This is a genomic window from Immundisolibacter sp., assembly GCF_041625615.1.
Taxonomy (GTDB): Bacteria; Pseudomonadota; Gammaproteobacteria; order Immundisolibacterales; family Immundisolibacteraceae; genus Immundisolibacter.
In genome coordinates, this window is record NZ_JBFJTF010000083.1 from 1 (window position 1) to 10249 (window position 10249).

The window sequence follows — 10249 nt, forward strand, 5'->3', positions numbered from 1 at the left end:
CCACGATGCCGCCCGCCCGCAGCACGGCCGCGGCGGCCGCCAGCGCCCGCCCGTCCTGCGCCCGCTCCGTGCCGGCGGCGTTGCAAAACGTCAGCCGCGGGCCACAGGCCGGGCAGGCGTTGGCCTGGTGCTGGAAGCGCCGGCTGAGCGGGTCGGCGTACTCGGCGGCACAGGCCGCGCACGGCGTGAACGCCGCCATGGCCGTGCGTTCGCGGTCGTACGGCAGGGCGTCGATGATGCTGTAGCGCGGACCGCAGGCGGTGCAGCTGAGGAACGGATAGGCGTGTCGCCGGTCGGCCGGATCGCGCAGTTCCGCCAGGCAGTCCGCGCACGGGGCGAGGTCCGGCAGCGGCAGTGCGGCTCCCGGGCCGGTCTCGCTGGGGGCGATGACGAAGCCGTCGTCGCCGGCCGGTGGCACGCAGTCGCACTCAAGGCCAGCGACCCGGACCGGCGGCGGCAGGCGGCGCAGGCCGGCAAGCAGGGCCTCGAGCGCGTCGTCGGTCCCCTGCGCCTCGATCTGCACGCCGTCGCGGGCGTTGCGCACGCTGCCGGACAGACCCAGCGCGGTGGCCAGGCGGTAGACCTGTGGCCGAAACCCGACCCCCTGCACCGCCCCATGGACGCGAATGCGCAGCCGGCGGGCGGCTGGCACCGACCATGCCATCAGGTGACCTCGATGCTGCGCAGCAGGATGTCCTGCGCCTGCGGGTGGTCGGTATCGTCGGACATCTCGATGTCGAGCCGCGCGCCCTCGGCCAGGCTGCCGCGGCTGCCGTCCTCGAAATGCTCGCGAAAGTGGGCGGCCGAGATGTGCGCCAGCGCGCCGATCCACACCGAAATGCCGACCACGCGCGTGGCGCTCTGTTCGTGCGCGATGGTGTCGACCCGGGACAGCAGGTTGGCGATCAGGGAGTGTTCGTGCATGGCGAATCCGTCAGTTCCGTGACAAGTTCCTCCACCAGCCCCGCCGCCGCCGTGGCCACCGCATCGCTCAGCCCCCGGCCAAGGCCGAAGTCCGCGCCCTCGATGCCGTACACGGCCAGCCGCGCCGGCAGCTGGCCCAGCGCGCGGGCCAGTTCCACCGCCTCGGCCACGCCGAGCAGGTGCGTGGAACAGCGCAACAGCGCCGGCGGCAGCGCCTGCGTGGCGGCGTCGAAACGGTGCACGGTGCCGGGCGCGGCGCCCGACTGCACGGCATCCACGAGAATCGCCGCCTCGATGTCCGCGAGGGCGTCCAGCAGCGCGAACCCGTCGTCGCCGAGCACGCGCACGTCGGCGTCGTCACCCAGCCGCGTGGCGAGCACCTGCGCCACCCACACGCCGACGCCATCGTCGCGCCGTGCGCCGTTGCCGATGCCGAGCACGCGCCGCTTCACCGGTCAGTGCCGCTCCACCGTCAGCTTCAGGAAATGCGCCGAGCAGGAGATGCACGGGTCGTAGTTGCGGATGGCGGTTTCGCACACGGCGCGCAGCGCCTCGTCCGGCTGGTCGAGCCGCGGCTGCACGTAATGGCGCAGGTCGGCCTCGATGACCGCCTGGTTGACCGAGGTCGGGGCGACGATCTTGGCGTCGGTGATGAGGCCGGTCGCGTCGACCTGGTAGCGGTGATACAGCACGCCGCGTGGCGCCTCGGTGGCGCCGTAGCCGGTGCCGGCGCGTGGCTCGAATGCCGCCGCCGGTGTGTCACCGGGCACGTAGCTGTCGACCAGGCGCAGCGCCTCCTCGAGCGCCAGCACCACCTCGACACCGCGCACCAGGATGCTGCGGAAGGGGTTGCGCACCACCGCCGGCAGGCCGGCCGCCTGCGCCGCCGCACGTGCACGCGGCGTGAGGCGGTCGCCGTTCAGCGCATAACGCGCCAGCGGGCCCAGGTGCACCACGCCGCCATCGGCGGTGCGGCTGTGCAGCGAGGTGGAGTGCCGGACGTGGTGTTCGGTGAGGTAGTCGTCGTAGCGGGCAACCGGCAGGTCGACACCGCCGCTCGACACCAGCCGGCCGCGGCCCATGGGGTACTCGCTGTCGTGCCGCAGGGCGACGAAGGTGTAGTCGCGGTCGAAGTCCGGGAAGTCGAGCGCCGCCAGCGTGCCGAGCGCCTTCTCCATCGTGTCGAGCGCGAAGGCCAGTTCATCGCGCAGCGGAGCCAGTTCCGCCCGCGTCGGCAGGCGGTAGAAACCGCCGATACGCACGTTGATGGGATGAATCTCCCGCCCACCCAGCAGCGCGACGATGCCGTTGCCGGCCTTCTTGATGCGCAGCGCCGTGCGTACCAGGTCGCCGTGGTCCCGGGCCATGCTCACCGCGTCCGGATAGCCCAGAAAATCCGGCAGGTGCAGCATGAACATGTGCAGCACGTGGCTTTCGATCCACTCGCCGCAGTACAGCAGGCGCCGCAGGTCGGCGATCGGTGGCGGCACGCTCACGCCGCACAGGTCCTCGATGGCGGCGCAGGCACTCATCAGGTACGCCACCGGACAGATGCCGCAGATACGGGCGGTGATGTCCGGCGCCTCGCGGCAGTCGCGCCCGCGCAGCAGCGCCTCGAAGTAGCGCGGCGGCTCGAAGATGCGCAGTTGGGCGGCCGTGAGCTGGCCATTGTCGATGGCCAGATGCAGTGCCCCCTCCCCCTCCACTCGGGCCAGGTAGTTGACGTCGATGGTGCGGGTGGCGTCTGTCATGGCGTGCCGTCGTGACGGGCCGCTTCGTCGGCAAAGGCCGGGGCGGCGGCGTTGAAGGTGCGGTAGAGCCGTGTCAGCGTTGCGGCCGGCAGGCCGGCGGCCAACAGCTGGTCGCTCAGCGCCGGGGCGTTGGGTGTTTCCTTCGGCCCGAAGCAGCCGTAGCAGCCGCGGTTGTAGGCCGGGCAGATGGCGCCGCAGCCGGCCTGCGTCACCGGCCCCAGGCACGGCGTGCCATGGGCCACCAGCACGCAGCTGGTGCCGCGTGCCTTGCATTCCTCGCACACGCTGGAGGTCGCCAGGTTCGGCCGCCGGCCGGCCAGCAGCGCGGCGAGCAGTTCCAGCAGTTGCTGTTTGTTGACCGGGCAACCGCGCAGTTCGTAGTCGACCTTGACGTGGGCGGCGATCGGCGTCGAGGTGGCCAGGCTGTCGATCCACTCCGGGCGCGCGTAGACAATTCGCTTCCACTCCTCCACGTCGCGCAGGTTGCGCAGCGCCTGTATGCCGCCGGCGGTGGCGCAGGCGCCGATGGTCACCAGCAGTCCGGACTGCGCGCGCACGGCTTCGATGCGCTCGCGGTCGTGAGCGGTGGTGATGGAGCCTTCCACCAGCGACACGTCGTACGGGCCCGGCTCCATGCGGCTGGAGGCTTCCGGAAACAGCGCGATCTCGACCCGATCGGCGACCGCCAGCAGCTCGTCCTCACAATCCAGCAGGCTCAGTTGGCAGCCGTCGCAGGAGGCGAATTTCCACACCGCCAGGCGCGGCCGGGAGGGATGCGCGTTCACAGTTCCGGTACCTCCAGCAGGCCGGCCAGGCGCGGCCAGGGCAGCACCGGGCCATCGCGGCAGATGAAATGCGGCCCCAGCTGGCAGTGCCCGCAGTAGCCGACCGCGCACTTCATGTTGCGTTCCAGTGACACGTGAATCGCCGCCGGCGCCACACCCCGACGCAGCAGCGCCTCGGCCGTGAAGCGCATCATGATCTCCGGACCGCACACCAGCGCCGTGGTGCGCTCGGGATCGAAGCCGGCGCGCGCCACCAGACGCGTCACCACGCCCACCTCGCCACCCCAGCCGGCGCTGGCGCGGTCCACGGTGATGGCGAACTCGACATCCCGATGCGCCGCCCAGGCGGCCAGTTCGCCGCCGTACAGCACGTCGGCCGGGGTGCGGGTGCCATACAGGATGCACACGCGCCCGTAGCGCTCGCGCTGCGCCAGCACCTGGACGATGGCCTGGCGCAGCGGCGCCAGGCCCAGGCCACCGGCGACGATCACCAGGTCCCCGCCGGCAGCGGCCTCCAGTGGCCAGGCGCTGCCATACGGGCCGCGCAGGCCGATCACCGTGCCGGCGGCAAGGCCGGCCAGGGCGCGGGTCACGCTGCCCACGGCGCGGATGGTGTGCTGCAGCGCGCCGTCGCCGTCCACGCCGGCGATGGAGATCGGCACTTCGCCGATGCCGTAGGCATAGACCATGTTGAACTGCCCGGGCGCGCATCTGATGCCCCCATCCCCCAGCGGGGTCACGACCCAGGTGAACACATCGGGGGTGTCCTGCCGGCGCTGGGTGATGCGCCACGGCGCCGGCAGCTGTGCCTCGGCAGCGGCACTCATGGCGCTCCCCCAGGCGGCGCGTACACGTCCAGCACCTGCAGGCGGCAGGACTGCACCCGTTCGCTGAGCGTACCCACCAGCGTCTTGAGCACGGCGTAGCCGACCACCGGATCGCGTTCCATCAGGGCGCGCAGCCGCTCGGCGTCGAAGGCCAGCGCGTGTACCGCCGTCACCGCGCGCGCATCGAACTGGCAGCGGTACGGCGGCTGGAACCAGGACCAGCCGACGGCCTCGTCCGGGCCCACCGTCTCCAGCGTGACGATGCCCTGTCCCGGCAGCGCCAGCTTGACCTCCACCTGCCCTTCCAGCACCAGGTAGAACGTGTCCGCCGGCGCGTGCTGGCTCAGCAGGTAGTCGCCGGGGGCGTAGTGACGCTCCTGGGCACTGGCCGCCAGGCCGTCGCACTGCCCGGGGGACAGGCTCCGGCAGAAATGCTGGCTTTCCACCAGCTCGCGCAGTGTCACGGGGCAGTCCTCCGATCGTCGGCGGCGATGGCCGCCACCTCCTCGGTAATGTCGATGCCGACCGGGCACCAGGTGATGCAGCGCCCGCAACCGACGCAGCCGCTCTGGCCGAACTGGTCGTGCCAGGTGGCCAGCTTGTGCGTCAGCCACTGCCGGTAGCGCGACTTCACCGAGCCGCGCACGCTGCCGTGACCGAGGTGACTGAACTCGACGTTGAAGCACGAGTCCCACGAGCGCTCGCGGTGCGCGGCGCCGGCCAGGTCCGTGACCTCCTGGTCGGTGGAACAGAAACAGGTCGGGCAGGCCAGCGTGCAGTTGGCGCAGGACAGACAGCGCTCGGCCACCGCATCCCAGCGCGGGTGTTCGAGGTTGCCCATCAGCAGCGCCGGCACGGCCGTGGCGTCGATGCCGCGTGTCTGCATGGCGGCGGTGCGTTCGGTCTGGGCGCGCGCGGCGGCCCGCTCGCCGGCACGCGCGGGCGTGCCCGGCAGCGACGCCAGCAACTGCGCACCGACATCGCTGCCCGCCTCCACCAGAAAGCGATGTCCGGCGGCGTCGATGCGCTCGGTGAGCACCAGGTCGTGCCCGCCGCGCACCGCCGGGCCGGTGTCCATGGCCGCGCAAAAGCAGGTGTCGGCGGCGACGGCGCAGTTGACCGCCACCAGCAGCACGGCCTCGCGGCGGGCGGCGTAGGCGGCATCCACGTGCTCGCCGCCGGCGAACACCCGGTCCTGCACGCCCAGGGCCGCCAGTTCGCAGGCGCGCACACCGATGAAGGCACGCTTGGGCGCGTCGATGGGCTGCGGGTCGAACACCAGCCCGCCGTCGTCCGTGCGCTGCACCGAAAACAGCGTCTGCCTGGGCGGAAACAGGTAGCGTTTCCAGGACTGCGGGCCGACGGCGTAGCCGAACAGCGCATCGTCGGTTCGCCGCTCCAGCCGGTAACGGCCCGGTGCCTGGCGATCGGTCCAGCCGGCCGGCAGGTCGGCCACCGTGTCGATGCGGTCGTAGACGATGGCGCCCTCGCGTCGCACCGGGCCGATGGTCTCGTAACCACGTTGCTGCAGCGCCGCCAGCAAAGCCTGCAAGCCACCAAGATCGATGAACTTCACGGGTCTCGTGCCTCATGTCGTTGAGGCATTGTGTGGCCAGGGCATTGGCGACCGCCGTGATCGGGCGCAAGTGACCGGCGTTTGGTGCGCAGGTGCCCTTCCGCGCGGCTGTGCGGCGGTGTTACAACGAACCCATCGCTTGCGGCTTGCGAGGTTTCCCGTGCATCCCCTAGCCAAACGCCTACGCGATGATCACCGGCATCTGCTACGAGTGCTGGCGGTCCTGGAGGCCCAGCTCGAGGCGCTGGGTCGTGCCGAGGACGTGGACTTCGATCTGATGCTCGATGCCATGACCTACATCACGGAGTTTCCCAACCGACTGCATCACCCGGTCGAGGACGTGCTGTTCGAGCAGTTGGCCGACCGGGATGCGAGTGCCGCGACCGTCTGCCGGGAACAGATCGCCGAACACGAGCGGCTGTTCCACGACAGCGCCGCCTTCTACGGCCTGCTGGAAGCCATCCAGATGGACGAGGCAACCCTCACGCGCGAACAACTGGTGACCGACGGACGTGCCTTTATCGAGGCCCAGCGTGCCCACCTGGCCCGGGAGGAAGCCAAGCTTCTGCCCATGGCCGAACAGGCCCTGGACACGGCCGACTGGGACCGCGCCGCGCTGACCGCCGGCGAGGTGGACGACCCGCTGGATGCCACCAGCCGGCCTGCCCGCTACGAAGCCTTGTACCGGGCGCTCAGCCGATTGCCTGCCTGAGTCCCGTTGGCCCTGGGCATGGCCTTACCGGGACATCAACCGTCGTGGGGGGTGTGCGCGGGATGCCGCCAGTCGCGCCCGCGCAGGATCACGTGCCAGTACATCCAGGGAAACAGCGCGGTCTTCATCCACCAGTACAGGCGGCGTGACCGGGTCGGGTCCAGCGGCAGCGTAGAGACCACCTTGCCGTCGTAGCAGAACTCGGCCAGCAGCACCTTGCCCCGCTCCACCGTCAGCGGACAACCGCCGTAGCCGTCGTAGCCGGCGTTCGCCGCGCGTCCGTCGCGGGCGGCCAGCAGGTTGGCCACCAGCACCGGGAACTGCTTGCGGACGGCGGCGGCGGTCTTGGCGTTGGGCGTGCCGGCGCAGTCACCGAGTGCGAACACGTTGTCGTAGCGCACGTGTCGCAGGCTGTTGCGGTCCACCTCGACCCAGCCGGCGGCGTCCGCCAGCGGACTCGACTTGATGAAATCGGGGGCGCTCTGCGGGGGCGTCACGTGCAGGAAGTCGTAGTGCTCGGTTACCCGGCCGCTGCCGTCGGTCCGCTCGAAGGTGGCTTCGCGCCGGGCGCCGTCCACCGCCACCAGGTTGTGACCGAAATGGGGCGTGGCGCCGTAACCGGCCATCACGCCATCGAGTGACCTGGCGTACAGCGGCACCCCGAACATCGCGCCGCCCTGGTTGAAGAAATGCACGTCCGCCGGCACACCGCGCCGGCGCCAGGCATCGGCGGCCAGGTACAGCACCTTCTGCGGCGCGCCTGCGCACTTGATGGGCATCGGCGGCTGGGTGAACAACGCCCGCCCACCGCTGAAATTCTGGACGCACTGCCAGGTGTAGGGCGCGAGATCGCCACGGTAGTTGCTGGTAACCCCGTCGCGGCCGAGCGCGTCGTCCAGGCCCTCGATGCGCTGCCAGTCCAGTTGCAGCCCCGCCGCCACCACCAGCTGGTCGTAGCGCAGTCGGTCACCGGAGGCCAGCAGCACTTCGTTGGCATCCGGCTGGAATTCGGCCACCGCGTCACGTACCCATGTGGTGGGCATCAGACGCGCCATCGGTCTGCGCGTCTGTTCGGCTTTCATGGTGCCGCCGCCGACCAGGGTCCAGCCGGGTTGGTAGTCGTGGGTGTCCTTCGGTTCGACCACGGCGGTACGCAGCGCAGGGCGTGCGCGGGCCAGGGCGGAAGCCACTGCCAGGCCACCGGTACCCCCGCCGATGATCAGCACGTCGTAGTGAGGCGTCTCAGCCATAGGGCGCTCCATGCGGGCCATGAGTCCGAATTGAACTATCAATATAACCAATCGCTCCATGTCGTCGAGACACCATCGCCCGCTGGCAGCCGGGAGTTGGCTGGTGGCTGACAGTAAAATGACCCGCTCACGCCGTGCCGAACGCCACCGAAGAGTCGCCATGTCCTACCCGAAGTTCCCACCCGTGACCCTGCAGCACTGGCAGGCCGCTGCCGAGAAATCCCTGCGCGGGAAGCCGCTGGAGTCCCTCACCTGGCACACGCCGGACGGCGTCGACGTCAAGCCGCTGTACACCGCCGCGGACCTCGACGGGCTGGCGTTCGCCGATACGCTGCCGGGTCTGGAGCCGTTCGTGCGCGGGCCGCAGCCGACCATGTACGCCGGGCGGCCGTGGACCATCCGTCAGTACGCCGGTTTCTCCACCGCCGAGGAATCGAACGCCTTCTATCGCAAGGCGCTGGCCGCCGGCGGCCAGGGCGTGTCGGTGGCGTTTGATCTGGCCACCCACCGTGGCTACGACTCCGATCATCCGCGCGTGGTCGGTGACGTCGGCAAGGCCGGTGTCGCCATCGACTCGGTGGAGGACATGAAGATCCTGTTCGACGGCATTCCGCTCGACCAGATCAGCGTGTCCATGACCATGAACGGCGCCGTGCTGCCGGTGCTTGCCGGCTACATCGTGGCGGCCGAGGAACAGGGCGTCGGTCAGGAGCAGCTGTCCGGGACCATCCAGAACGACATCCTCAAGGAGTTCATGGTCCGCAACACCTACATCTACCCGCCGGAACCGTCGATGCGCATCGTCGGCGACATCATCGGCTACACCGCCCGGCACATGCCGCGCTTCAACTCCATCTCGATTTCCGGGTACCACATCCAGGAAGCCGGGGCCACGCAGGCGCTCGAGCTGGCCTTCACCCTGGCCGACGGCATGGAGTACGTGCGCGCCGCGCAGGCCAGCGGGCTCGACATCGACGCCTTCGCGCCGCGGCTGTCGTTCTTCTTCGCCATCGGCATGAACTTCTATCTGGAGGTGGCCAAGCTGCGCGCGGCGCGCCTGCTGTGGTGGCGGATCATGAAGGAGTTCGGCGCCAAGGAGCCGCGCTCGCTGATGCTGCGCACGCACTGTCAGACCTCCGGCTGGTCGCTGACCGAGCAGGACCCGTACAACAACGTCATCCGCACCACCATCGAAGCCATGGCGGCGGTGTTCGGCGGCACGCAGAGCCTGCACACCAACGCGCTCGACGAGGCCATCGCCCTGCCGACCGAGTTCTCGGCGCGCATTGCCCGCAACACCCAGCTGGTGATCCAGGAAGAAAGCCACATCACCAACGTGATCGATCCCTGGGGCGGCTCCTACCTGATGGAGAAGCTGACGCAGGACCTGGCCGACAAGGCCTGGGAGATCATCCAGGAGGTCGAGAGCCTCGGCGGCATGACCAAGGCCATCGAAACCGGCATGCCCAAGCTGCGCATCGAGGAATGCGCCGCCGCCAAGCAGGCGCGCATCGACCGTGGCGAGGACACCATCGTCGGCGTCAACAAATACCGCCTCGACACGGAAGACCGGGTCGAAATCCTGGAAGTCGACAACACCACCGTGCGCCAGAAGCAGCTCGAACGCCTGGCAACCCTGCGCCGGCAGCGGGATGAAGCCGCCGTTCGCGAAGCGCTGTCAGGGCTGACCGAGGCGGCGCGCAGCGGTGCCGGCAACCTGCTGGAACTGGCCGTGATCGCCACCCGCGCGCGCGCCACGGTGGGCGAGATCAGCGACGCACTGGAAGCGGTCTATGGCCGCCACCGTGCCCAGGCGCAGTCCGTGTCGGGCGTCTACGGTGCCGCCTACGCGCAGGATGCCGATTGGCAGGCCCTGCGCCAGGATATCGACGCCTTCGAGCGCGACTACGGCCGCCGGCCGCGCATCATGGTGGCCAAGCTGGGCCAGGACGGCCACGACCGCGGGGCCAAGGTCATCGCCACCGCGTTTGCGGATCTCGGCTTCGACGTCGACATCGGACCGCTGTTCCAGACCCCGCAGGAAGCCGCGCGGCAGTCGGTGGAAAACGACGTGCACGTGGTGGGCGTGTCCAGCCTTGCGGCCGGCCACAAGACCCTGGTGCCGCAGATCATCCAGGCGCTCAAGGCCGAGGGCGCCGAGGACATTCTGGTGGTGGTCGGCGGCGTCATCCCGGCCCAGGACTACGACTTCCTGCGTGAAGCCGGCGTTGCCGGCATCTTCGGACCGGGCACGGTGATCCCGCGTGCCGCGCGGGACATCCTGGCCGCAATCCGCGCGGCGCGCCCGGCGCCCGCCGCCGCTTGAGCGCGGCGTCCATCGAGGCGCTGGCCGAGGGGCTGCGCGCCGGACAGCGCCGCGCGCTGGCACAGGCCATCACCCTGGTCGAGTCCACGCGCGCGGCC

At 70.2% G+C, this 10249-nt stretch carries 11 protein-coding genes; 2 read left to right on the forward strand and 9 right to left on the reverse strand.

The window, feature by feature from the left end; genetic code table 11:
* The 8 genes from ABYX71_RS07770 to ABYX71_RS07805 form a co-directional block, all read right to left on the reverse strand.
* Positions 1–664 (reverse strand): acylphosphatase (locus ABYX71_RS07770; RefSeq protein WP_372695930.1); only part of this gene is annotated, 664 nt, incomplete at its 3' end.
* Positions 664–924, reverse strand: coding sequence for a hydrogenase/urease maturation nickel metallochaperone HypA (locus ABYX71_RS07775; protein ID WP_372695931.1), 261 nt, complete (start codon positions 922–924; stop codon positions 664–666). The genes ABYX71_RS07770 and ABYX71_RS07775, both read right to left, overlap by 1 nt.
* Positions 906–1376, reverse strand: a complete 471-nt coding sequence (locus ABYX71_RS07780) for a hydrogenase maturation protease (protein ID WP_372695932.1) — start codon at positions 1374–1376, stop codon at positions 906–908. Before ABYX71_RS07780 ends, ABYX71_RS07775 begins: the two co-directional genes overlap by 19 nt.
* Positions 1377–1379: 3 nt before the next feature.
* On the reverse strand, positions 1380–2675 hold the full coding sequence (locus ABYX71_RS07785; protein ID WP_372695933.1) for a Ni/Fe hydrogenase subunit alpha: 1296 nt from the start codon (positions 2673–2675) through the stop codon (positions 1380–1382).
* Positions 2672–3460, reverse strand: coding sequence for an oxidoreductase (locus tag ABYX71_RS07790; RefSeq protein WP_372695934.1), 789 nt, complete (start codon positions 3458–3460; stop codon positions 2672–2674). The genes ABYX71_RS07785 and ABYX71_RS07790 overlap by 4 nt, the downstream gene beginning before the upstream one ends.
* Complete coding sequence (locus ABYX71_RS07795) at positions 3457–4287, reverse strand: FAD/NAD(P)-binding protein (protein WP_372695935.1); 831 nt, start codon at positions 4285–4287, stop codon at positions 3457–3459. Before ABYX71_RS07795 ends, ABYX71_RS07790 begins: the two co-directional genes overlap by 4 nt.
* A complete protein-coding gene (locus tag ABYX71_RS07800; RefSeq protein WP_372695936.1) occupies positions 4284–4751 on the reverse strand; it encodes a cyclic nucleotide-binding domain-containing protein in 468 nt (155 codons plus the stop codon). Before ABYX71_RS07800 ends, ABYX71_RS07795 begins: the two co-directional genes overlap by 4 nt.
* Positions 4748–5863 carry a 4Fe-4S dicluster domain-containing protein gene (locus tag ABYX71_RS07805; RefSeq protein ID WP_372695937.1) on the reverse strand — a complete coding sequence of 372 codons (1116 nt, stop codon included), beginning with the start codon at positions 5861–5863 and terminating at the stop codon, positions 4748–4750. The genes ABYX71_RS07800 and ABYX71_RS07805 overlap by 4 nt, the downstream gene beginning before the upstream one ends.
* On the opposite strand from ABYX71_RS07805, the gene ABYX71_RS07810 reads away from it, so the two are divergent.
* On the forward strand, positions 5853–6575 hold the full coding sequence (locus tag ABYX71_RS07810; protein WP_372695938.1) for a hemerythrin domain-containing protein: 723 nt from the start codon (positions 5853–5855) through the stop codon (positions 6573–6575). The two genes, ABYX71_RS07805 and ABYX71_RS07810, sit on opposite strands and share 11 nt — an antisense overlap.
* A 35-nt stretch (positions 6576–6610) precedes the next feature.
* On the opposite strand, the gene ABYX71_RS07815 is transcribed toward ABYX71_RS07810, so the two are convergent.
* Positions 6611–7825, reverse strand: coding sequence for an FAD/NAD(P)-binding oxidoreductase (locus tag ABYX71_RS07815; protein WP_372695939.1), 1215 nt, complete (start codon positions 7823–7825; stop codon positions 6611–6613).
* A 160-nt stretch (positions 7826–7985) separates the two neighbouring features.
* Between ABYX71_RS07815 and scpA the strand changes: the two genes are divergently transcribed.
* On the forward strand, positions 7986–10151 hold the full coding sequence (gene scpA / locus ABYX71_RS07820) for a methylmalonyl-CoA mutase (RefSeq protein WP_372695940.1): 2166 nt from the start codon (positions 7986–7988) through the stop codon (positions 10149–10151).
* Positions 10152–10249 lie beyond the last annotated feature (98 nt).

Excerpts from the sequence above, each read along its gene's own strand:
- ABYX71_RS07810 (WP_372695938.1), top strand. The coding sequence starts at position 5,853 with ATGAACTTCACGGGTCTCGTGCCTCATGTCGTTGAGGCATTGTGTGGC.
- scpA (WP_372695940.1), top strand. The coding sequence starts at position 7,986 with ATGTCCTACCCGAAGTTCCCACCCGTGACCCTGCAGCACTGGCAGGCC.
- ABYX71_RS07785 (WP_372695933.1), bottom strand. The coding sequence starts at position 2,675 with ATGACAGACGCCACCCGCACCATCGACGTCAACTACCTGGCCCGAGTG.
- ABYX71_RS07815 (WP_372695939.1), bottom strand. The coding sequence starts at position 7,825 with ATGGCTGAGACGCCTCACTACGACGTGCTGATCATCGGCGGGGGTACC.
- ABYX71_RS07795 (WP_372695935.1), bottom strand. The coding sequence starts at position 4,287 with ATGAGTGCCGCTGCCGAGGCACAGCTGCCGGCGCCGTGGCGCATCACC.
- ABYX71_RS07775 (WP_372695931.1), bottom strand. The coding sequence starts at position 924 with ATGCACGAACACTCCCTGATCGCCAACCTGCTGTCCCGGGTCGACACC.